General features: G+C 56.7%; 22 protein-coding genes. 8 read left to right on the top strand and 14 right to left on the bottom strand.

Annotation, left to right across the window (positions count from 1 at the left end):
• Positions 1-29: 29 nt before the first annotated feature.
• The 9 genes from AUC60_RS04135 to AUC60_RS04100 form a co-directional block, all read right to left on the bottom strand.
• The gene (locus tag AUC60_RS04135; RefSeq protein WP_087264818.1) at positions 30-1,457 is read right to left on the bottom strand and encodes a di-heme oxidoreductase family protein; all 1,428 of its coding nucleotides are present in this window, start codon (positions 1,455-1,457) and stop codon (positions 30-32) included.
• A gap of 300 nt (positions 1,458-1,757) precedes the next feature.
• The gene (locus AUC60_RS04130) at positions 1,758-2,027 is read right to left on the bottom strand and encodes an immunity protein (protein WP_087264817.1); all 270 of its coding nucleotides are present in this window, start codon (positions 2,025-2,027) and stop codon (positions 1,758-1,760) included.
• Complete coding sequence (locus AUC60_RS28325) at positions 2,027-3,223, bottom strand: S-type pyocin domain-containing protein (RefSeq protein WP_338014012.1); 1,197 nt, start codon at positions 3,221-3,223, stop codon at positions 2,027-2,029. Before AUC60_RS28325 ends, AUC60_RS04130 begins: the two co-directional genes overlap by 1 nt.
• Before the next feature lie 275 nt (positions 3,224-3,498).
• Positions 3,499-3,957, bottom strand: coding sequence for a hypothetical protein (locus AUC60_RS28320; protein WP_338014011.1), 459 nt, complete (start codon positions 3,955-3,957; stop codon positions 3,499-3,501).
• A 667-nt stretch (positions 3,958-4,624) separates the two neighbouring features.
• Positions 4,625-5,068: a thiol-disulfide oxidoreductase DCC family protein gene (locus AUC60_RS04120; RefSeq protein WP_087264816.1), complete on the bottom strand. Its 444-nt coding sequence runs from the start codon at positions 5,066-5,068 to the stop codon at positions 4,625-4,627.
• A 212-nt stretch (positions 5,069-5,280) separates the two neighbouring features.
• On the bottom strand, positions 5,281-6,639 hold the full coding sequence (locus AUC60_RS04115) for an imelysin family protein (protein ID WP_087264815.1): 1,359 nt from the start codon (positions 6,637-6,639) through the stop codon (positions 5,281-5,283).
• A gap of 322 nt (positions 6,640-6,961) precedes the next feature.
• The gene (locus AUC60_RS04110; protein WP_087264814.1) at positions 6,962-9,013 is read right to left on the bottom strand and encodes a putative bifunctional diguanylate cyclase/phosphodiesterase; all 2,052 of its coding nucleotides are present in this window, start codon (positions 9,011-9,013) and stop codon (positions 6,962-6,964) included.
• A gap of 302 nt (positions 9,014-9,315) precedes the next feature.
• On the bottom strand, positions 9,316-9,897 hold the full coding sequence (gene sodB, locus AUC60_RS04105) for a superoxide dismutase [Fe] (protein ID WP_087264813.1): 582 nt from the start codon (positions 9,895-9,897) through the stop codon (positions 9,316-9,318).
• A 361-nt stretch (positions 9,898-10,258) separates the two neighbouring features.
• Entirely contained in the window at positions 10,259-10,861 is a 603-nt protein-coding gene (locus AUC60_RS04100) for a LysE/ArgO family amino acid transporter (protein ID WP_087264812.1), read from the bottom strand.
• 128 nt (positions 10,862-10,989) lie between these two features.
• Here AUC60_RS04100 and AUC60_RS04095 point away from each other — a divergent pair, with 128 nt between their 5' ends.
• From AUC60_RS04095 to AUC60_RS04085, 3 genes are all read left to right on the top strand, one after another.
• Positions 10,990-11,889, top strand: a complete 900-nt coding sequence (locus tag AUC60_RS04095) for a LysR family transcriptional regulator ArgP (RefSeq protein WP_087264811.1) — start codon at positions 10,990-10,992, stop codon at positions 11,887-11,889.
• A 161-nt stretch (positions 11,890-12,050) separates the two neighbouring features.
• The gene (locus tag AUC60_RS04090) at positions 12,051-13,043 is read left to right on the top strand and encodes an NAD-dependent epimerase/dehydratase family protein (protein WP_087264810.1); all 993 of its coding nucleotides are present in this window, start codon (positions 12,051-12,053) and stop codon (positions 13,041-13,043) included.
• 78 nt (positions 13,044-13,121) lie between these two features.
• On the top strand, positions 13,122-13,976 hold the full coding sequence (locus AUC60_RS04085) for an ATPase (protein WP_087264809.1): 855 nt from the start codon (positions 13,122-13,124) through the stop codon (positions 13,974-13,976).
• Positions 13,977-14,074: 98 nt separating this feature from the next.
• On the opposite strand, the gene AUC60_RS04080 is transcribed toward AUC60_RS04085, so the two are convergent.
• The 3 genes from AUC60_RS04080 to AUC60_RS04070 all read right to left on the bottom strand — a co-directional run bounded on the left by AUC60_RS04080 (position 14,075) and on the right by AUC60_RS04070 (position 16,760).
• Positions 14,075-15,124 (bottom strand): alkene reductase, encoded by a 1,050-nt coding sequence (locus AUC60_RS04080; protein WP_087264808.1) that lies wholly within the window; start codon positions 15,122-15,124, stop codon positions 14,075-14,077.
• Between the two features lie 21 nt (positions 15,125-15,145).
• A complete protein-coding gene (locus AUC60_RS04075; RefSeq protein WP_087264807.1) occupies positions 15,146-16,312 on the bottom strand; it encodes an MFS transporter in 1,167 nt (388 codons plus the stop codon).
• Positions 16,313-16,445: 133 nt separating this feature from the next.
• A complete protein-coding gene (locus AUC60_RS04070; RefSeq protein WP_087264806.1) occupies positions 16,446-16,760 on the bottom strand; it encodes an ArsR/SmtB family transcription factor in 315 nt (104 codons plus the stop codon).
• Positions 16,761-16,921: 161 nt separating this feature from the next.
• Here AUC60_RS04070 and AUC60_RS04065 point away from each other — a divergent pair, with 161 nt between their 5' ends.
• Entirely contained in the window at positions 16,922-17,518 is a 597-nt protein-coding gene (locus AUC60_RS04065) for an acyl carrier protein phosphodiesterase (RefSeq protein WP_087264805.1), read from the top strand.
• Here the strand turns inward: AUC60_RS04065 and AUC60_RS04060 are convergent.
• Both AUC60_RS04060 and olsB read right to left on the bottom strand, forming a co-directional pair.
• Entirely contained in the window at positions 17,479-18,318 is an 840-nt protein-coding gene (locus AUC60_RS04060) for a lysophospholipid acyltransferase family protein (protein WP_087264804.1), read from the bottom strand. The two genes, AUC60_RS04065 and AUC60_RS04060, sit on opposite strands and share 40 nt — an antisense overlap.
• The gene (gene olsB, locus AUC60_RS04055; protein ID WP_087264803.1) at positions 18,318-19,073 is read right to left on the bottom strand and encodes an L-ornithine N(alpha)-acyltransferase; all 756 of its coding nucleotides are present in this window, start codon (positions 19,071-19,073) and stop codon (positions 18,318-18,320) included. Before olsB ends, AUC60_RS04060 begins: the two co-directional genes overlap by 1 nt.
• A 297-nt stretch (positions 19,074-19,370) precedes the next feature.
• Here olsB and AUC60_RS04050 point away from each other — a divergent pair, with 297 nt between their 5' ends.
• The 4 genes from AUC60_RS04050 to AUC60_RS04035 all read left to right on the top strand — a co-directional run bounded on the left by AUC60_RS04050 (position 19,371) and on the right by AUC60_RS04035 (position 22,599).
• The gene (locus AUC60_RS04050) at positions 19,371-20,414 is read left to right on the top strand and encodes a serine hydrolase domain-containing protein (protein WP_087264802.1); all 1,044 of its coding nucleotides are present in this window, start codon (positions 19,371-19,373) and stop codon (positions 20,412-20,414) included.
• 31 nt (positions 20,415-20,445) lie between these two features.
• Positions 20,446-20,778 (top strand): amidase, encoded by a 333-nt coding sequence (locus tag AUC60_RS04045; RefSeq protein WP_087264801.1) that lies wholly within the window; start codon positions 20,446-20,448, stop codon positions 20,776-20,778.
• A gap of 80 nt (positions 20,779-20,858) precedes the next feature.
• Positions 20,859-21,440: a YceI family protein gene (locus tag AUC60_RS04040; RefSeq protein WP_087264800.1), complete on the top strand. Its 582-nt coding sequence runs from the start codon at positions 20,859-20,861 to the stop codon at positions 21,438-21,440.
• A gap of 1 nt (position 21,441) precedes the next feature.
• Positions 21,442-22,599: a phospholipase D-like domain-containing protein gene (locus AUC60_RS04035; protein ID WP_087264799.1), complete on the top strand. Its 1,158-nt coding sequence runs from the start codon at positions 21,442-21,444 to the stop codon at positions 22,597-22,599.
• Positions 22,600-22,936 lie beyond the last annotated feature (337 nt).

The raw sequence follows: 22,936 nt of genomic DNA, 5'->3' as shown, positions 1-22,936 counted from the left end.
GGCTCCTTATAGTTTTTAAATGAAAGAAGTCATAACGAATTCAGGAACGCCAGCAATGCTGCGCGCTGCTCGGCGTCGAACGCCAAGACCTGACGCTGTGCAGCCTGTGCTTCGCCGCCATGCCAGAGCACCGCTTCGAGCAGATTACGAGCGCGTCCATCGTGTAAAAACTGGGTGTGGCCGCTGACGGTTTGCGTCAAGCCTATGCCCCACAGAGGCGGGGTGCGCCATTCGCGTCCCGTCGCCTGAAATTCGGTGCGATTGTCAGCCAACTCGTCGCCCATGTCATGCAATAACAGGTCGCTGTAGGGGCGGATAACCTGATTGGCCAGTTCCGGTTCGGCAGCGTCATGGCGAGTCTTGAACTGAGGCGTGTGGCATTGCTGGCAGCCAGCCTTGTAAAACAGGTTTTTCCCCGCCAGCACTTGCGGGCTTTCGATATTGCGACGTGCCGGTACGCCCAGGTTGCGGCTGTAGAACAACACCAGCCGCAGGATGGTATCGCTGACCTCTGGCTCGCCATCTGGCCCGTTGCCATTGGGGGCTGCAAGGCAGTCGGTCTGTGCGGGCGTGCAATCATCGAAATTGCGCAGGCTGGTGGTCAACCCCATGTCACCGGAAAACGCGTGCACGTTTTGTTGATTCAGGCTGGGTTGTCCGGCCTTCCAGCCAAAACGGCCCACGACGACTGTTTGCTGCTCATCGTCCCAGACCCAGTTCGGCCGACCGGAAATACCATCGCCATCTTTATCATCGGGATCAGCGTTGGCCAGAATCGCTGCATCAGGAATCGCTTCCAGCAGTCCCAGGCCAATCATCGGAGGTGCGACGCGCACTGAAGCGCGAGTTTCAGGGTGCATCGGGCCATAGCCCAGATGAGTGATGCTCAAGGTCGGCTTGCGCAACTCGACCACCGTGCCATCGCGGAACCTGACCGGCATGGGCTCGTACTCAATACGCACTCGACCCTCGGGTGCGACACCTGGTACCGACATGTCCTGCAATTGCCCGCCATAAGTCGGCTCGGGCAACACGCCATTCTTCTTTATCAGCTCTGCCTGAGCCGGATCGTCCGGGATCGACAGGCGGACCAGCATCGAAACGGCGTTGACGTCGTTCGGCTCGGGTGGATGGCCTCGCCCGTCTTTGATGTGGCAATTCTGGCAGGCGTTGGTATTGAACAGAGGCCCAAGGCCGTCACGGGCCGTCGTGGTCGAAGGGGCAATGACCCAAGGGCTGCGGAAGAAACTGTTGCCCACGCTGAAGTCCAGACGTCGCACCGGGGACAGATTCGCCGACGGCATCGAAAACGCATTCACGTCCCGCTTGTTCACGGTAGCCCTGCCACCCGCCAGCGCCTCGCCCGGCTCAGCCTGGGTGAAACGCGGGGCGTCATCGCACGCACCCATCATCAGAGCGCTGAGCAACACAACAAACGGACGCAGCCGCGTAGCCATAACCATCCTGCAACAAGCCCAAAATCAGGGGGTGCAAGCTTAACAGCCTCGTCCTTTTTGAATAAGAGGGATTATCGTTTGCCTTGGTGGGTGCAACGTGTTGTTACGAATTATCGGTTAGGCTTTTTTACCCGGTCCGACTCTAGAGTCCCCCTTTTTACTGCCTGTCCGCTGATTACTGCAGTCGATCCAAGACAAAACATGGTTGGGAAGGACTGCGGCGGCTGCGGGAGATTTGTGAATACCTACATCGGATATTAATTGAAAAGCCCCGCCAACGCGGGGCTTCTCGACGTTCCTCTACTCTTCAGTTAACGAATATTTTTCTTGGGTGATGAAGTCCGGCTCTTTCCAGTTTGGACCTTTGGTCGCCCGCCCCCGTTCATCGCGGGCTAGTACGCCATCAATTATGAGTTTTTCATAGGTATTCCATAACTCACCTGTTCCAAGAGCTTCAAATCTATAGGATGTGTAGAGTCTGTCTATTCTAGGCTGTGAAGAAATAGGAGCTAAAGCCGTTAGTACATCTGCTATGGATTCGTTGATGATAATATCTTTGATGTGGTTCATTATTTTTCCTTAAGTGCGCGAGCATAGTCTTGTTTTTCATCAGCGCTGATAGCGTCTTCCGTATAGAGTGGGGTGAGCATTTCGTCGATTCCATAATCCTCAAGCGTAGCAGTGTGGGTATCGTTCCACACAGAACCTTCTTCACTGTCCCTCAACCCAATAGCCCTATATCGTTCCAACTCTCTAATTTCGTGTGTATAAAACCTTTTATCAATGTCGCTGATAGATATTTCACCGCGCAGGATTTTTTCCAGGCGATCAATCATTATGTTGTTACCGTCCGATGGATCAAATCGCCCTGTATGCAATTTCACCAACTCAATACCCTCTTGGGTAACCGACGCTGTTGTCCAGTCCAGCTTCTGAATCGGGCCTCCAGCTTTGTCGGGATTGTACATACGTCCACTATATTTTCCTTTGGTGGTTGCCCCGTCATATGGAGAGTTCAGCATCACATAGGCAGGCTTGATCCCGGAGGCTGCCGGAAACCAGATGATGAAGTCATTTAACGTGGGCAGTAATGCAGGGTAGGGCTCAGCCTCAATGACAATGGGTTGCAGAGTGACGCCGGTGTACAGCGGTATTTCCTGGGATATGGCGGGGGTTGTGCTAGATGGATTTTCGCTCAACGGTGTGTCCGCAGGCGTCCAGGTCAAAGTGATAGGTTGTTGATCCGGGATGGTGCTGAGTATGACTACCTCATACAGACCTGATGTCGGGTTCAGCGTCGCAGCCCGTACGGGAACCTCCTTAGGAGCGCGCGCCCCATCTGTACTAATCACCGAGATGGATGATCGATCACCTCTAGATTCGCTGGCCAGGCGCATGGGCATTTCTACTGTGCCTTGGGCTAAAGCTATATTTTGCAAGTCGGCATCTGGCGGGAGCCCCAAGTAATCGGCGCTCGTGCCAAAACCATAGCGGATATGGTCAGGCGTTCGGTCCTGCGATTCGTCAGCCGTGGAGCTGGAATAGAGCGCCAGTGACAGAAAAGTCACTGCTTGTGCGCTTACACCAGCCGCGACGATTTTGCCTAGCTCAGCAACGGCCTTGGCAATAGCTGTAGCTAAAGAAGTTGCGCCTTCGGCAACCTGAATAAGCCCTTGCCCTGCGATCGCGACAACGTTGGCATTAGCAGGCATAGCGAAAGTGCCTGCTGAAATGAAAATGGCTTGTCGAGCGGCTTGTTGCTGCACCAGACGCTCTGCATCTTCTTTTATTGCACGGCGAGCTTTTTCGGCAGCGTCGGCAGCCGCCCGCTGGGCTTCGGCTTCTATCGCGATTCGTGCGTCCTCCTCCGCTTGGGCTGTCGCGACTACCTGGAGGAGCGCTGATGATTTTTGCGTAAGTATTCCAATCTTCTCCTCAAGAATTTTTTCCCGATAGGCTGCCGTAGCTGACGCTTCCCAGCTTTTGTAAATTTCAAGCGCGGGACGTCGGCCAGATCTCGATTGAAAGATATTTACGAAATCTACCGCGCTTTTTTTATGTCTCTTGCGAGCACATTTCTTCCGAAAAAGGCATGAGCTGCGGCAGTACTTTTTTTCAGTTCTGCGGTGTTGTGTGTAATCAGGCTGTCCACAATCGCCTTTTCAGCCCTTGCCCTATCAAGTGTCGAAGTAAAATCAGAGCCTAATGCGGTAGCAATTTCTGAGTTAATGTCTCCCGGCAATTGCAATCGATAGGCTGTGTAAGACTGTTCGATATTCCTTTGTATGACGGCAATAGTTATTACAACTGCCATGGTAAAGCGTTCCGTCTTGATTCCTTTCTGGCTGAAAAATGAGTCAAACTCAGAATTAGACGGTAACTTGCCATTCCATGGCAGTGGTCTGGCTGATATCACTCCTGGGAAAGTTGCTGCAGGCTTAGGCGGTGGCGGGGCTGGTGTGATGATAAGAGGTGGTAAGGTTACGGTGTTCTGGGGCATGCGCTTATCCTTTAGATTTAGCTAACTTTGGATTCCATTCTTTTCAGCTAACAGCGTCTCGGATAAGTTTGTGCGGTACATATGTATATCATTTTGCAAAATATAGCCCCGACCAGTTCTTGTCTTGTAAACCCCTCCCGAGGCTGTAATGCATCAATAATAAGCCCGCAGCTTCGTCACGTAAGAGTCGCTAGCAATTTTGCGACCACGACAGGTCGTCCGGGCCGTATTCGAGAGATGTCATCGAGCCAGTTCTTGCTCAACCGCTTAAAAAAAGGCACGCATATTGGGGAGGGAAGAGGGGGCACAAGATTGAAAAGTGCGTTTGGGCAAGGGCTTACAACAGACGCAGAATTGTCCCTCTCCAACGGGCTTCAATGACAAGCAACAGCGATAGAAAACTGCCAGTCAGCGAAGCCAGCTGGTATGTTCAGTTCATTCGTTTCAACAGCATACCGGTAGTGCTGCACAGCCAGGCTGCTACACGATGTGTTTGTCACAAAATCGCAGGGTAAGTTCTCATACTTTTTACGCACGATGGGCTTGTGCGCATCTACTGGATCAATCGCGAGCCGGTAGTCAAAGGTGAACTGAGAGCCGCCATCCAGATGGTGTCGCTCTCTGAGTTCGAGCCAGACCGGGCCTCTTCGAAGATTGAGCGAAACGCCTAACTTTTATCAGGCGGTGACCGGTCGGTTTCTGGAACTGCACAGGTGTCGTTCCGGCAGCGAGCTCCGCCATCAGGATGAGGCAGCCACGCCAAATGCGGGCGCCAGCGGCAAAAGAGACGATAGCCAATGTTGAATAGCGGCCTGGTCAACCGCCATGATAACGGCGCAGCCCAGACACCCAGGCCCGCCGCTCTCCAACTCCAGAGCGTAGCGTCCAGGCCAGTGACCCAAGTGCCATCGTTAAACCTTGCGTGCAGCGATGACTCCATTTGCGCAAGCGTGAATCCCACAGATCCGGTATCGAAAGCATCATCACTGATATCAACAAAACAAAGCCGATCAGGATTAGCGCGTGCGCGCAGGATTTTGATTTCTCGAGCGCAGAGTGGGCATTCGCCGTCAAAATAGAGCGTCAGTGGCCACTTTGTTGTCTCGTACATTGATGGTGTGTCCCGTTTCGGTTTCCCACACAGTATTCCCATACGTCCAGGTCGACAATGGGGACTCCGGCCCGGTACGACTTGGTATCCCGCTCCCGTTAGCTTTCAGAGACAATCAACAGCGATAAAAAAAATGCCGGTCAGCAAAGCCGACCGGCATTTTTAGTTCATCCGTTCGAGGCGTTCATCAGCAAACGCCCAAACCTCGTCGATCAGAATTCGTGATCGGCGTTGTCCGGGTTCAGGTCGGTGATGCCGAGCTTGCCAGCGGCTTGCTCGATGGCACCGGTTTGCTTGACCAGGGCGGCGATGGCGTCACGAACGATCTGGTTGCCCTCGGTGTTACCAGCGGCGATCAACTGGTCGAAATGCTGACCTTTGTTGGCTTGATCGACGAGGGCTTGCAGTTTGGCCTGAGTGGCGTCCAGGTCGGCGCGCAGGGTAGCGTCGGTGGCTGGGTCGGCTTTGGCGACCAGCGACGACAGGCTTGGTCCGCTGACTTTGGTACCGTCTATGCGGGTGTATTCGCCCAGGTAAACGTTGCGGATGCCTTTGCCGTTGTAGAAGTGCGAGTTGTGGGTGTTGTCGCTGAAGCAGTCGTGCTCGTCTTCGCTGGAGTTGGCTTCCAGTGCCACTTTCATGCGCTCGCCAGCCAGCTCACCGAGAGACAGGCTGCCCATGCCGAAGAGCATTTTGCGCAGGCCGCTTTCGCCGGTTTCGGCTTCCAGGCTGGCGCGATAGTTGTCGGCAACACCTGGCTTCCAGTTGTTGACCATTTCTTCCAGATCGCTGACCAGCAAGTCGGTCACGGCGGTCAGGTAAGCGCGACGACGGTCGTTGTGGCCGCCAGTGCCGCCTGCGCCTTCGATGTAATCCGAGGCTGGACGCTCACCCGCGCCAGGACCGTTACCGTGCAGGTCTTGACCCCAGAGCAGGAATTCAATGGCGTGGTAGCCGGTCGCAACGTTGGCTTCGGAACCGCCCAGCTCGTTCAGGCTGGCCAGTTTCTCAGGAGTGATTTCCTTGACGTCGACTTTGTCTTCGCCGACCTGTACTTCGGTGTTGGCGATGATGTTGGCGGTTGCACCCGGGTTACCCAGCGCGTGCTGGTAGTCTTTGGCGACGTAGTCGATCAGGCCTTCGTCCAGGGGCCAGGCGTTAACCTGTCCTTCCCAGTCGTCGATGATGGTGTTGCCGAAGCGGAACACTTCGCTTTGCATGTAAGGCACGCGCGCAGCGACCCAGGCATCACGAGCAGCTTTGAGGGTTTTGTCATTAGGGGTAGCGAGAAATTCGTTGATTGCAGTCTGCAGAGTTTTCGCGGTGGATTCGGCGTCACTGAATACGGCGTAAACCATGTTCGCGTAGTTGGCGACTACCGCCTTGGCAGCAGCGTCATTGGATTGCGCAGCCGGTGCCGGAGCAGCCGCTTCAGGTGCGGGTGCAGCAGCAGGTGCTGGAGCCGGTGCAGAAGCGGGGGCTGGTGCAGCGGCTTTTTTCTCGTCGCCGCAACCGGCGAGGGAAATTGCGATGGCCAGCAGACTAGCGGTTGCCAATGGCATACGAATCATGACGGAATCCTGCGTCTAGAGGGTTCAAGGCGCGAAGCGCCCAAAAAAAGCTGCAACATAATGCGAAAGATTTGCATTCGGTGTAAAGGCCTATTGCCTTTGAGGAAAGATGAGCAGGGGAAGGGTTGTAACAAAGCGTGTCATTCACAAGGCTGATTCATGGGGATTCTTTGACAGCGCTTCTTGATAACGGCGGCTACTTCGCGCTCTGTGGGAGCAGAGCTTGCTCGCGATGCAGGCAATGCGGTGCGAGAGATAAATCAGGTTGTTCTTATCGCGGGCGAGCCCGGCTCCCACAGGCAGCAACATATGCAGCCTTAACTTATAAAACCTCCGCGTTACTGCGCTGTGCCTGTTTCAGATAGGCCAGCAGCTCCCGGCCTGGTAGCGGTTTGCTGTAAAGATAACCCTGACCTTCGTGGCAGCCTTCCGAAATGATGTAAGCCTCTTGCTCGACGGTTTCCACGCCTTCGGCGATGACCTGCATGCCCAGGCTTTTCCCCAATTGAATGATGGCGCGTACGATGGTTGCGTCGTCGTCATCATCAATCAGGTCCTGTACGAAGCTCTTGTCGATCTTGATCTTGTCGAGAGGCAAGCTCTTCAGGTAGCTGAGCGACGAATAGCCGGTGCCGAAGTCGTCAATGGCAATCAGCGCGCCGGAGCGTCGCAAGCTGAGCAGATGCTGCGCTGCGGTAGTGATGTCTTCCATCAAGCCGGTTTCGGTGACTTCCAGCTCCAGGCTACGGGGCGGCAGGCGGTAAATCTGCATCAGGTTATTGACCACCCTCGGCAATTCCGAGTGGTGCAACTGGACGGTCGACAGGTTGACCGCCATGCGCAAGTCAGTGAATCCCTGATCATGCCATTCGCGCAGCTGGCGGCAAGCCTGATCCAGCACCCACTCGCCAATGGCGATAATCGAGCCGTTCTGTTCTGCCAAGGGGATGAACTGATCAGGGGGAACCATGCCGTGTTCGGGATGCTGCCAGCGGATCAGGGCTTCAACACCCACTACGCGGTTCTCGCGATAGCTGATCTGCGGTTGGTAAACCAGAAACAACTGGTTGCGGGGCAGGGCTTCGCGCAGGTCTTTTTCCAGCTCCCGGCGGCGACGCATTTCACTGTCCACACTGGCGATATAAAACTGATAGCGGTTGCGCGAGCGAGACTTGGCCAGCGTCATGGTCTGCTCGGCTTTTTGCAGCAGCTTTTCAGTGCTGTCACCGTCTTCCGGGAACAGCGTGATGCCAATGGTAGCGCGCAGGCGAATTTCCTGATCGCCAAGCGCAAATGGCGCCTCTAGATCATCAAGGATGTTCTGCGCCAGCTCTGCAGCTTCGTAAGGTTGTTCGATATCGGCTTGAACCAGCGCGAACTGGTCGCCACCCAAACGTGCCAAGGCGCCGAGCCGACCACTGTGGCCGCGCAGGCGATCAGCCAGTGCCAACAATAATTGGTCGCCGGTCTGGTAGCTGAATTGCTCGTTGATGCCTTTGAAATCATCCAGTCCGACACACAGCACCGCAACCCGGCGTTGAAGACGGCCGGCGTCGATCAGAATCTTGTCCAGTTGCTGTTGCAACTGTTGGCGGTTGGGCAGGCCGGTCAGAAAATCGTACTGGGCCATGCGCAGCAGGCTGATTTCAGCTTCGTGACGCAAATGGGTATTGCGTTCTATGGAGGCCAGCAACTGGTTGGCAGTGTTGACCCAGATGCCCAGCTCGTTTTTCTCATGGCCTTTGAGCAGCGGTAACTGGTGTTCGCTGGGACGATCGGGGTTGATGTTGGTGAGGTGTTCGATGATGCGCGACAGCGGCTTGGTCAGCAGCCAGTGATAGACCAGGTACAACACCAGTCCCATCGCCAGTGCGCGCAGTACTCCGGAGATAAAAATAATCACGGCATTAATGATGAATCCTTCGCCGTAAGTGGCTGTATCCATCGTAATGCGCAAGTCACCGTAGTACTCGCTGTAAGGGCTGCGGCCAACCAGTTGCGTGGTAAAGCTACGCTGCTCGCCGAGGATCAGGTCGGTCAGCCAGCGCGTCGAGGTGGATTTCAAGGGGCGCTCTTTTTCGGCGAGCAAGGTTTCATTCGGATGGCCGATAGAGGCCAGCCGCACAGCGTTGTCCTGAAACAGACCCTCGATAACCTGCATGCCCATTTCCCGGTCCAGGCTATACACAGCCTGAGTCGACGGGTCACGAAACATATCAAGAATTCGCTCAGCATCGCTGGCTACGGCCTGTCGAGTCTTATAAGCGTCGTAGACGATCTGCGCACAACTCAACACGACGCCCACGACCAATGCCGAGAGCAGCACTACGCGTAGCAGTTTTACAGACAGGCTGTTTTTGAGTTCCAGCTTCAAATGGCTATTCCTTAATCCGTGCTGGGTGCGTCAAGCCTTTGCAACCATCAAAAAACAGTCAAACCAGAACGAGATCGCTCACCGCGATTTTGCTCCTCGTCACCTGCTTCCTTGCTCCGTCCTGACTTATCGTAAAGTCAGGCATTCTCACTGTGTCGGACAAAAACCTTTGAAACTTGAACGGAATCGTAAAAACTCCAGCGAATGATATTAGTCCGCTATCGTCTGCTGACAACACATTAAGCACATTTCATCGACGAAAAAAAACCCGGCAATGCCGGGTTTTTTGACTGGATCTGAAATCAGGCAGCGAATTGCTTCGCTACGAAGTCCCAGTTGACCAGGTTCCAGAATGCTTCAACGTACTTCGGACGCAGGTTGCGGTAGTCGATGTAGTAGGCGTGTTCCCATACATCGCAGGTCAGCAGCGGGATGTCGCCGCTGGTGATCGGGTTGCCTGCGCCGATGGTGCTGGCCAGAGCCAGGGAACCGTCAGATTTTTTCACCAGCCAGCCCCAGCCGGAACCGAAAGTGCCGATAGAGGTTTTGCTGAATTCTTCTTTAAACTTGTCGAACGAGCCGAAAGCCGCGTTGATAGCGTCGGCCAGTGCGCCAGTAGGTTCACCGCCAGCGTTTGGTGCCAGGCAGTTCCAGTAGAACGTGTGGTTCCAGACTTGAGCGGCGTTATTGAAAATGCCACCCGAAGAAGTCTTGATGATTTCTTCCAGGGTTTTGCCTTCGAACTCGGTGCCTGGCACCAGGTTGTTCAGGTTCACCACGTAGGTGTTGTGGTGCTTGTCGTGGTGATATTCCAGTGTCTCTGCGGAAATGTGCGGTACCAGAGCATCTTTGGCGTACGGCAGCGGCGGCAATTCAAAAGCCATGGTTTATCTCCTAATCAGGTCAGTTGCGGTGAGCGCAAGGCCGATCACGGGCGGCCAGACAGAACATGCACCGGCGAGTTTGTACTCTTTGCGGCGCAGGGTCAGGATCATAGCACCGGGTCTGCACGTTAACCACGCAACAACTGTGTGGGATAGAGGTTCCAGAGGTTTTGACTAATGGGAACGATCTCCTGAGTAAGATCGCTTTGTTTCTTTGACACCGCGCTGTTGCGCTGCAAACACGACCTTGTGGGAGCGGTGCTTGCACGCGATGCATGTGTCGCCGCTCGCAGGCAAACCGTGTTGTCGTTTATCGCGAGCAAGCTCGGCTCCCACAGATTTTTGTATTAAGTGTTCTGATTTACGCAGCTCTGATCAACTGCACCGCGACGCTGAACATCATCACCGCGACCATCAGGTCCAGCAACCGCCAGGTGGTCGGGCGTGCCAGCCATGGGGCCAGCCACGCCGCGCCGAGTGCCAGGGTGCTGAACCACAACAGTGACGCGCTGGCTGCGCCCACTACATAAGCCTGCGGCACACTTTGCTGAGCACCAAGAGAGCCGACCAGCAATACCGTATCAAGATAAACATGGGGGTTGAGCAACGTGACCGCCAAGGCGCTGAGCAGGACCGCCCGGCGAGAGCGCAGACCAACCAATTCACTTTTCTGCAGGCTCTGACTGGAGCAGGCCCGGCGCAATGCAAGGCTGCCGTACCAGAGCAAAAACACTACGCCGCCCCAGCGAGCAACCGCCAGCAATGTCGGGTTTTGCGCCAGCAGATTGGCCAGACCAAATACACCGGCTGCAATCAGAATCGCATCGCAGACAATGCACACTAATGCCACTGGCAAATGGTGTTCACGACGCAGACTTTGCGCCAGAACAAACGCATTCTGAGTACCGATCGCCATGATCAGACCGCCCGCCACCAGCAGGCCGTTGAGATAACTTTGCCACATGAAAATATGCTCCGCGCATTGAACCACCTGCCTGTTCGACAGGCCTGCCGACAGGTTTATCTGGCGATTGTGGGCGGGGACGCTGTATAAGAAAAACCAATCTTACTGATCGCTCATTAGGAAAACTGATGTTCGACTACAAACTGCTTTCAGCGCTGGCAGCGGTGATAGAACAGGCGGGTTTTGAACGCGCTGCGCAAGTATTGGGTTTGTCCCAGTCTGCGGTATCTCAACGGATCAAACTGCTTGAGGCGCGCGTAGGTCAGCCGGTCCTGGTGCGCGCCACGCCGCCGAGCCCTACTGACATTGGTCGTCGTCTGCTCAACCATGTGCAGCAAGTGCGGCTGCTGGAGCGTGATCTGCAAAGTCAGGTGCCCGCGCTGGACGAAGAGGGCATGCCTGAGCGTCTGCGTATCGCATTGAATGCCGACAGTCTGGCGACATGGTGGGCGGATGCGATTGGGGACTTCTGCGCGCAGAACAATTTGTTGCTGGACCTGGTCGTCGAAGATCAGGATGTTGGCCTCAAGCGCATGCGCGCTGGCGACGTTGCCGCGTGCTTGTGTGCCAGTGAACGGCCGGTTGCCGGCGCGCGCAGTCTGTTGTTGGGAGCGATGCGCTATCGTGGTCTCGCCAGCCCGGCCTTTATTGCGCGCCATTTTTCCGAAAGTTTCGATGCAAAAAAACTCTCCCGCGTCCCGGCGTTAGTGTTCGGCCCGGATGATTTTCTGCAGCATCGCTATCTGGCGTCGCTGGGGATCGAAGGTGGGTTTGAGCATCACGTGTGCCCATCCTCCGAAGGCTTCTTGCGCATGACCGAGGCCGGAGTTGCCTGGGGGCTGGTTCCGGAAATACAGGTGCGCGAGCAATTGCAAAACGGTTCGCTGGTCGAGCTGGCGGCAGACAAACCGGTAGACGTGCCTCTGTACTGGCATCATTGGCGCAATGGCGGGCAATTGTTGACCCGACTGACAGAGCATTTGGCGCAGCAGGCGGGGCAGTGGCTGGTGCCGCTGCAGACGAAGTGAGCGTCAATTAGTGCTTTTGCAGGAGTTGCCGAAGGCTACAAATGGCAGTGTGTCAGGACAGATGCTTTCGCAGCCTTCGGCAGCTCCTACAAGTATCACCATCAATCAGGTGGCAATACATTGTTCAGCAAGCGCAAAACGAAATTCTAACGGAGCGGTAAATGAAGATTCTGGTCACCGGCGCAAGCGGCTTTATTGGCGGGCGCTTTGCGCGGTTCGCCCTGGAGCAGGGTTTCAGCGTGCGGGTCAATGGCCGACGTGCCGAAGGTGTCGCGCATCTGGTCAAGCGTGGCGCTGAATTCATTCAGGGCGACTTGATCGACCCTGATCTGGTTCGAGAGCTGTGCGACGACGTTGACGCTGTTGTGCATTGCGCAGGTTCAGTGGGTGTCTGGGGGCGCAAGCAGGATTTCTTGCAGGGTAACGTGCAGGTCACTGAGAACGTCGTTGAGGCCTGTCTGAAACAAAGGGTTAGAAGACTGGTCCATTTGTCGTCGCCTTCAATCTATTTTGATGGCGCTTCACACCTGGACATCAACGAAGAGCGCGTTCCCAAGCGATTCAAGAGTCACTATGCAGCCAGCAAGTATCTGGCTGAGCAGAAAGTGTTCGGTGCGCAAGAGTTTGGTCTGGAAGTCATCGCCTTGCGCCCGCGTTTCGTGACCGGGGCGGGCGACAGCAGCCTCTTTCCGCGGCTGCTGCACATGCAGCGCAAGAAGCGTCTGTCGATTGTCGGCAATGGTTTGAACAAGGTGGACTTCACCAGCGTGCATAACCTCAACCAGGCGTTGATCAGCAGTCTGCTTGCTGACAGATCGGCACTGGGCAGGGCCTACAACATCAGCAATGGAACGCCGGTGCCGCTTTGGGATGCGGTGAATTACGTGATGCGTCGCATGCAGTTGCCGCAGGTCACGCGTTATCGTTCGTACGGGCTGGCTTATTCAGTGGCCGCGATCAATGAGGCGGCGTGCATGCTTTGGCCGGGCAGGCCGGAACCGACGTTGTCGCGGTTAGGCATGCAGGTCATGAGCAAGGATTTCACGCTGGATATCAGCAGTGCCCGGCATTATCTGGACTACGACCCGCAAGTCAGCCTTTGGTCGGCATTGGACGAGTTTTGCGATTGGTGGCAAACGCAACAAGGCAGGTGAGCGCTTTAGCCTGCGGTATCAGCGGTTATACTCGCGAACTTCGAGCAGTTTTCATCATGGTTTTACACAGGGTTACTCATGCGTAACGATCCTTACGACGACGTCGATGACGTTCCGAATCTCAGCGCCAAGGACGATGACGACGATTTCGTGCCGACGACTGCGGCACGCAAACGCACAACGGTGTACTCCCGCGATACGCCTGTGGTGAAAGTCAAAGGGCCAAGCACCGGGCCTCTCTGGGCCCTGGTGGGCGCGTTGTTCATTGCGTTCTGTGGCTTGGGTTGGTGGAGCTTTCAGCAGATATCGCTGATGGAGCAGCAATTGGTGGCGACCCAGGAAAGCTTCGCACGCATTAGCGAAGAAGCAGCCGGTCGTTTGCAGGATATTTCCGGCAAAGTGGTTGCGACTGAGTCGGTGGCAGTCGACGGGGTGGCGCTCAAGCAACGCATCAAGCTGATCGAAGACCAGTTGGCTGATCAGGACAAACAGCAGGAAGGTGCAACCGGACAGCAGACCCAGTTGCAGCAGCGTCTGGAGCAGATCACGACACAGGCGACGCAGCTCCAAACGAGCAATACACAGTTGCAGGAACAGCTCAAAACCGTCACTACCGAGTTGGCGGCAGTGAAGGCTTCCATTGCGGATCACAAAGCGGCTCAGGGCGATCTGGATAAAGTCGACACTCAGTTGAAAAGCCTCAATGCGGATGTCGCTGCACTGAAGAAACAGGGCAATCCTACAGCGGCCATTGAGCGTCTTGAGCAGGATTTGATCGTGCTTAAAAGCGAGCAGGAAAACCGTCCGGCGCCAGCCGCTGCCAGTAGTAACACCGCTGAGTTCGACGCTTTCCGTGCGCAGATGACCCGCAATATCAACACCTTGCAGAGCCAGATTCAGAACTTGTCGCAGCAGGTGAATGCGCGCCGGTAATAGTCATATCCCCCGGTAGGAGCGAACTTGTTCGCGAGGCGATCTTCCTGAGTGTTCAGGTCCAAAGCCTCGCCAACAGGTTGCCTCCTACAGATGTATTACAGCGCCGGGTAATCGATATAACCCACTGGCCCTTTGCCGTAGAACGTTTCTGGATGCGGAGTGTTCAACGGCGCATCTTGCTTCAAACGCGCTGGCAGATCCGGGTTGGCAATGAACGGCACGCCGAACGCCACTGCATCGGCTGAACCGTTGGCCAGCCAGGCATTGGCGCTGTCCTTGGTGAATTTCTCGTTGGCGATGTACGCGCCGCCGAACGCCTTTTTCAGCTGCGGACCAATGCTGTCGCCAGCCTCGCGCTCGCGTGAGCAGATGAATGCGATGCCACGTTTACCCATTTCTGCTGCCACGTAGCCGAAAGTCTCGGCCAGATTGTCGTCGCCCATGTCATGGGAGTCAGCGCGCGGTGCCAGATGCAGGCCCACACGACCTGCGCCCCACACGTCAATCGCCGCATCGACTACTTCGAGCATCAGACGTGCACGGTTTTCCAGAGAGCCGCCATATTGATCGGTACGCTGGTTGGTGCTGCTTTGCAGGAACTGATCCAGCAGGTAACCGTTGGCTCCGTGGATTTCCACGCCATCAAAACCAGCTGCCTTGGCGTTTTCCGCCCCGGTGCGATAGGCCTCTACAACGTCAGCGATTTCTGCCAGTTCCAGCGCACGTGGTGTGACGTAATCAGACAGCGGACGAACCAGGCTGACATGGCCTTCAGGCTTGATGGCGCTTGGCGCGACCGGGGTTTCACCGTTCAGATATGAAGGGTGGGAAATGCGCCCGACGTGCCACAGTTGCAGAACGATCTTGCCACCTGCGCCGTGAACGGCCTTGGTGATGTTGCTCCAGCCACGCACCTGATCGTTGGACCAAATGCCTGGAGTATCCGGATAGCCAACGCCCATTGGCGTGACTGAAGTGGCTTCGCTGATGATCAGGCCTGCCGATGCACGTTGTACGTAATACTCGGCCATCATCGCGTTCGGTACACGGCCTTCATCCGCACGGCAGCGGGTCAATGGTGCCATGACGATGCGGTTGGCGAGTTGCAGATCGCCCAGGGTGATCGGGTCAAAGATAGTTGTCATGCGTGAAACCTCTTGAATTGATCAGTTGATAGCAGGGGCCAGATCGGCGTTGCCGCCCTGGCGAAAAGTAATCAAGGTCACGATCAGCGCGAGTACAGCCAGTGCGCCAGCGGCCAATGGCACGCTGGTCAGGCCCAGGCCGTGAGCGATAACGCTGCCACCGACCCATGCACCCAGTGCGTTGCCGACGTTGAAGGCACCGATGTTCAGGGTCGATACCAGATTCGGCGCAGCCTTGCCGAAGGTCACCACGTTGATCTGCAAGGCAGGCACGGCGGCGAATGCGGCCGTGGCCCAGAGGAACAAGGTGATCTCGGTCGGGATCAGCGCGACACTGGTCCAGCTCAAGGCGGTGGAGATCACGGCCATGGCAACGAAGACGCCAATCAGCGTCGCGGCCAGACGATGGTCAGCCAGCTTGCCGCCGATTACGTTGCCCACGGTCAGGCCCAGGCCGATCAGCAGCAGCGTCCAGGTAATGCCGTTTGGTGATACACCGGTCACTTCGCCCAGCAGTGGCGCGACGTAAGTGAACAGAGTGAACATCGAAGCCGAGAACAACGCGGTCATGCTCAACGACAGCCAGATGCCTGCGCCTTTGAGCGAGGCAAGTTCGGCGCGCATGTCGAGCTTCAGCTCTTCGCGGTTGGTTGGCAGGAAGCGCATCAGGCCGATCAATGCGATCACACCGATGACGGTGACGGCCCAGAAAGTCGATCGCCAGCCCGCGTATTGGCCCAATGCAGTGCCCAGTGGCACGCCGAGCACGTTGGCGAGGGTCAGACCGGTGAACATCAGGGCAACGGCGGAAGCGCGACGGTTGGCGGGCACCAGACCGGCAGCAACCACAGAACCAATGCCGAAAAATGCACCGTGGCACAGCGCGGTGACCACTCGGGCGAACATCAGCACGTTGTAATCCGCGGCGATGGCGCACAGCAGATTACCGACGATAAAGATGCCCATCAGCGTGACCAAAGCAGCCTTGCGCGGCAATTTAGCGGTGGCCATGGCCATGAACGGCGCACCGATCGCGACGCCCAAGGCATAGCCGGTTACCAGCCAGCCTGCGCCGGGGATCGATACGCCTAGATCGGCGGCGACTTCGGGCAGCAAGCCCATGATGACGAACTCGGTCGTCCCGATTGCGAAGGCGCTGAGCGCCAGAATAAACAGTGAAAGAGGCACTGGGCGTCTCCTGTCAGTAAAGGGGTAAGTGGTCCTGTAGGCGCTGCCGAAGGCTGCGATCCTCGGTGTTTCAGACAGAAAGCTTTCGCAGCCTTCGGCAGCCCCTACGGGGAATTTTTCGATCGAAATAGATTCAGGACGGCGGACGTAGCTCCAGCAGCAGCGCATCGACAAAGGCGGAAATTACCTCTTCGTTACGCTTGAAGAAGCTCCATTGCCCGACCTTCTTACTGGTGATCAGGCCAGCGCGTTGCAGGGTTGCCAGGTGAGCAGAGACCGTGGATTGCGAAAGCCCGGCGCGCTGATCGATCTGGCCCGCGCAAACGCCGTTTTCCGTCGAGTGGGTCTGGTCCGGAAAACAACTTTGCGGGTCCTTGAGCCAGACAAGAATCTCCCGGCGAACAGGGTGGGCCAGGGCTTTTATTATTTCGTCGAGGTCGATAGGCATGTCGTTCTCAATATGGGTTTAACGCTATATCGCGATGGGGCGAACTTTATATTTGTATTTCGCGATATACAAATATGATTTTCTGCTGAGAATAGTGAAAAACGCTATATCGGGTTATATCGATATAGGCGGGAGGCGCAATTCGGCGTAGGCTGGGCGCCATGAACTATCTCGCACACCTGCATCTGGGCGGCCAACGCCCGGCACAACTCCTCGGTAGCCTGTATGGCGATTTCGTCAAAGGGCCTGTCGCTGGGCGCTTTCCGGACGAGTTGGCGCAGGCGATCCAGTTGCATCGCAGCATCGATGCATTCACCGACAGTCACCCGCTGATCAAACAAGCCATTGCACGCTTTCCTGCCGAGCGGCGACGCTACGCGGGCATTGTGCTGGACGTGTTTTTTGATCATTGCCTGGCCCGGGACTGGACGCATTACGCCGATGTGCCGCTGGCGGTATTCACGCGCAAGGTCTATGGCGTGTTGGCCGCAGAGCCAGAGTTGCCTGAGCGACTGGCGCGGATCGCACCGCACATGGCTGCGCATGACTGGCTGGGTTCATATCAGGAGTTTGCGGTGCTGGAGCAGGTGCTGGCGGGGATTTCGCGTCGCTTGTCACGGCCGCAAGGGTTAGGAGGTGCCATGCAGGAATTGCACGGTCTCTACCAACCCTTGAGCGCGGACTTCGCCGAGTTCTATCCGATCTTGCAGGATTTCTCTCAGGCCGCTCTTGCTGAGCGTGGGGTCTCGGCGGTCTGAGCGTCTGGCACTGCTTCGGCTTCTTTAGTAACCAAAGGCTCGGCAACGACGGGCGGCTCGCCAAACAGCGCGATCTGCACCGCCTGTTGTGCCTCATACGCCAACACTGCGCGTTCCTTGCCCTCGGTCGCAATCGGCGTCAGCAGCCGGATATGCACATCGCCTTGTTCGTTGGCGAACAGGCGGCGCAAGTGCGACAGCAGATCATCATCGCCAATGAAGGGCGCGATAGGGTCCGGTTTGCCATTGCGCGAATAGTGGATCGCCACTGGTTGCAGCAACACGCCGCTATCAATCGCGCTCGACATCAAGCGACCATGAAAGGTGCGCAAGCTGGTGCCGTCTGTGGTGGTGCCTTCGGGGAAAATCACCAGCGCGTTGTTTTGCTGCAGGTGATTGCCCATCTGCTTCTGAATCAGCTTGCTGTCACCCGAACCGCGACGGATGAACAGCGTGCCGGCTTTCAGGGCCAGCCAACCCGCGACGGGCCAGGTGCGTACTTCGGCCTTGGACAGAAACGACAGCGGGGCCAACATGCCCAGCAGCGGAATGTCGGTCCAGGACACGTGATTGCTGACCCACAGCATCGGCTGACGTGGCAGCTCGCCGCTGACGGTCACGCGAAACGGCAGCGCAGCTGTCAGACGCGCCATGAACCAACGGCTCCAGCGCTGACGACGGGCCATTGAGTTGCCGATCTTCATGCGTTCCATGCAGGCGAACGTGCCGGCGATGGTCAGCCCCAGCGCAATCACCAGCAATACCCGTGCGACTCGGGCGTAGCCACGTAACCGGCTCATTACACTGCTGCCTTGAAATGGCGGGCGTAACGCGGGCACAGCTCGTCACGTTTGAGCAGGATGAATACGTCAGCGACCTGGAAATCTTCGTCCCAGCATGGCTCGCCGCAAATCTTCGCACCCAGGCGCATGTAGGCTTTGAGCAGCGGCGGCATTTCGCAGATCACGTTGCTGGGCAGATCCAGGGCTGGTAGCGGGTTTTTCGGCTCGGCGCGCAGGTTCTGGTTGCACAGATAACGCTCGCGCAAGCGCTGCATGATGGCGTGGGCCTGAATGCCGCCGTCCTGCATCGGGATGCTCGCGCAACCCATCAGGTAGCTGTAGGCACCTTCATTGAGGATCTCGGCCAACTCGCTCCACAGCACGGCGATGGTGCCGCCGTTGCGGTAATCCGGGTCAACGCAGGTACGGCCCAATTCAAGGATCGGACCTTGCAGATGGCCAAGGCCATGCAGGGCAAACTCTTCTTCGCTGTAGAAGCGGCCGATGCTGTTGGCAGCCTTGTGGTCCAGCAGGCGCGTGGTCGCGACCAGCTTGCCGGTATTCAGGTCACGCACGCCTATGTGCGAGCAGTGCACATCGTAATCGTCCATATCCAGGCCTTGGTCAGCGCCTTTGAGTTTGGCGTTGAACTCACCACTGAACACACTGAAACGCAGGGCCTGTGCTTCCTGCAAGGCTTTGCTGCCGGTCAGACGTTCTGCCTGAAGGCGGCGGTCGGATGCTGTGTCGCGAATGCGGGCGATCTGAGTCATGCGAAGTCTCCGTTAGCCTGCCCTGCAAGTGCGGGCGTTGGCTGTAATGGCCTGGCGCTGCTGTACAAACTCAGGCTAAGGAGAGGCGATGTCATGACCATGAAGGTTTGGTGATGGTTGTGTGACGGGGTGCAGGATGCCTCGGTAGGAGCGAACTTGTTCGCGAGGCGTCAGACCTGACTCACCGGGTAAAACCCCCTCGCCAACAAGTTGGCTCCTACCAGGAAATCTGCTCTGTCTGAATATTCGTCACAACTCACTGCTACAGTCCGGCGGTCCACATTCGAGATACACCCCATGCGATTCGCCTGGTTGTTTCTGCTATTTGCTGTCAACGCGAACGCCGACGCGCTCCAGGACTTTGAGAATTACGCCTTCGCGACCCGCAACGACGAAACCCGAGAAGGCATTCGCACTGACGCCTTATTGGTGATGCGCGACGGTCAGGTGCTTTACGAACGCTATGGCGGAGTGACCACGGCCCAGACGCCGCATCTGACCTGGTCAATCAGTAAAAGCATCATGGCAACGGTGCTGGGCGTAGCATTCGGAGAGGGGCGTTTTGCGCTGGATTATCCCGCCGCAAAATTCTATCCACCGTTGCGCTCTCATCCCGATATCAAGATCAAGCATCTGATGCAGTGGACCTCCGGGCTGGATTGGCAGGAAGACTACGAATACGCCCCGCTCAATTCCTCGGTGGTCGCCATGCTTTACACCCGTGGCCGGGACGACATGGCGCGCTTTACGGCCGAGCATCGCGGCGCTCATCCACCGGGTACGTCGTTCCTGTATTCCAGTGGCGACAGCAACGTCCTGTCTGCGGCGTTGAAAGGCATGGTCGGGGAAAAGGCCTACACGGAGTACCCGTGGTCGGCGTTGTTCGAGCCGCTGGGCATTAGCAGCGCTACCTGGGAAGCCGACGCCAGTGGCACTTTTGTCGGTTCTTCCTATGCCTACATGACCGCACGGGATCTGGCCCGCATCGGCTTGCTGATGCAACGTCGAGGATTGTGGAATGGCCAGCAGTTAGTGCCTGAAACCTGGATCGACTTTGTTCTGACGCCCTTTGCCAATTCACAACCCGACGCCGAAGTTTCTGGCGGCCAGTGGTGGCTCAATCGCACCGCAAACGGCAACAAAGGCCCATGGCCCGATGCGCCCGCCGACACCTTTGCGGCGCTGGGCCATTGGGGGCAGGCGTTGTATGTGGTGCCCAGTGCCGGGCTGGTGATCGTGCGTTATGCCGATGATCGGGATGGTAGTTACTCTCACGATCAGCTTCTAAAACTGGCCATGGCGGCGTTTGGTAAAGAGAAGCCAGCCGTCGTCAAGCAGTAAACAGAAAATGCCTTTCAATGAGGGGAAACCCATGACCAAAGGTTTTATTCGCCGTCGCCCATTCAGCAGTCTGCTGCTACTGATACTGGTGGCACTGGGCGTGCTGGTTTGGCAAAACCGAGTCGCATTGGCAGCGTTCCCGAGCATCATTAGCGCTTATACCGCCAAAGAGTATTGCTCCTGTCGCTACGTCATGCTTAATTCCGCCGAGTATTGCCGTGGCTACGTCAAACAGTACGTACCGAGCAGCTTGCTCGACGACGCGGCGAATAAACGGGTAACTGCCGAAGGTCTTGGCCGCAGTAATGTGGCCACTTGGCAGGGCGAGCGACAAGGCTGTCGCTTGCTACCGTCAGCGCCATGAAAAACCGGATGCGAACGTAGCAGTTCGCCTGCGGTCAGACAGGCGGTACGGTTGCCCCTTAATGCGCATCTGGAGTTTGCATGCCCATCACAACCCGCCTGCTGCTGGCCTTGCTGGCGCTGACAGCGTTGCCCGCTCAGGCGAACTGGTATCTGGATAACGAATCCTCGAGGCTGTCGTTCACCTCGACTAAAAACGCCAACATTGCTGAAGTGCATCGCTTTTTGACCTTGCACGGGAAAGTTGATCGTAAAGGCGCGGCTGAGCTTGAAGTCGAGCTGGAGTCGGTCAGCACCGGCATCGCCCTGCGTGATGAGCGCATTCGCGAGCAAGTCTTCAACATCGATAAATTCCCCAGAGCGAAAATCAATGCTCAGCTGGATTTGGGACCGATCAATGATCTGGCTCCCGGTGCGCAGCTGGAATTGCGCCTGCCGCTGGTGGTGCAACTGCATGGCAAATCCCACAGCTATCGAGCCGAACTGCTCGCCACGCGTCTTGATGAACGACGTTTTCAGGTCGTGACCCTTGAGCCGTTGGTGGTGAATGCGCAGGATTTCGATCTGGTGCCCGGCTTCACGACCCTGCGCAATGCGGCTGGCTTGTCGGCCGTCAGCCTCGCGGTGCCGGTGGGTGCTGTTTTGATTTTCACGGCGCGCTGATATGGCCGGGGCGATTTTTCCGTGGCGTGAAAACAACCAGTTTCAACTGTTGATCGACGGCCCAGCGTTCTTCCCGCGCATGATCGCCGCCATTGACGGCGCTCAGCAGCAAGTCGAGCTGGAGCTTTATCTGGTCGAGGCAGGCGCGTGTGCTGATGCGGTCGTGCGCGCCTTGGTGGATGCGGCTCAACGCGGCGTGATCGTGCGCTGCCTGTTTGATGACTTCGGCTCCCAGGCTTTTACCTTGGGGCTGCGCAAGCGACTGACTGATGCGGGCGTGATCCTGCGGTTCTACAACCGCATTAACTGGCGGCGCGGTGTGCGCAACTTTTACCGCGACCATCGCAAATTGCTGCTGGTGGATAAGAAGCTCGCAGTGGTTGGCGGTACGGGCGTCACCGATGAATTCTGGCAGCCTGCCGAGGAGGTCAGCGAGTGGCATGAAGTGATGGTGGAAATCACCGGGCCGCTGGTCATCGACTGGCAGGCGTTGTTTGATCGCCAGTTTCACGCCAACCCGCGTCGCACAGCATGGCGCCCTGCGGAGAATTTCGGTTTGCCACGGCTGCCCAAGGTTCCTGTTTCAGGTCACGGATTGGGCCGTGTTGCCTATGCGGATTCCCGCCAGCACCGTGACATTCTGCAGTCCTTGGTGCGGGCGCTGAACAGCGGCCACAAACGCATCTGGCTGGCGACGCCTTATTTTTTGCCAACCTGGAAAGTCCGCCGTTCATTGCGCAAGGCAGCGTCCCAAGGCATTGATGTGCGTTTGCTCCTTACCGGGCCGCGCACCGATCACCCTTCAGTGCGTTACGCCGGGCATCGCTATTACCCGCGGTTGCTGCGTGCGGGCGTCAAAATCTTTGAATACCAGCCGTGCTTTCTGCATTTGAAGATGGTCTTGATCGATGACTGGGTCAGCATTGGTTCGTGCAATTTCGATCACTGGAACCTGCGCTTCAACCTGGAAGCCAACCTGGAAGCCCTCGACGTCGGCCTGACGCGGGACGTGGTTGCCAGCTTCGAAAAAGACTTTGCCGTGAGCAAGCAAATCACCTTGGCCGACTGGAAAGCCCGGCCACTGTGGAGCAGGGTCAAACAGCGGCTGTGGGGATGGGTTGATCGGTTGGTGGTGAACTTGCTGGATCGGCGTGGCTGAGCTGTTGCTCATACCGTAGGACTGGCTTTAGCCGGGAGAGCGGTATGCCTCGCAATGCAGATGTTGCGAATGTATCGACGACCTCGCGGCTAAAGCCACTCCTACGGGATTGTGCAGGTTCTGTGGGAGCAGGGCTTGCCCGCGATAAGCCGAGCGCAGTGGCAGGTATTCCGCGTTATCGTTCATCGCGAGCAAGCTCGGCTCCCACAGGGCTGTGGCCATTCTGGGAATCACTTACGCCACACCTCTGTCTGGGTGGATGCGATCCAGTGGGAGCGATGCACGGCGTAGAAACCGATTTGCATCTGTAGACTCTAATTGGTAATGTTTGATTCTA

This window comes from Pseudomonas caspiana (assembly GCF_002158995.1).
GTDB lineage: Bacteria > Pseudomonadota > Gammaproteobacteria > Pseudomonadales > Pseudomonadaceae > Aquipseudomonas > Aquipseudomonas caspiana.
This window is presented reverse-complemented; position numbering and strand designations above follow the sequence as displayed.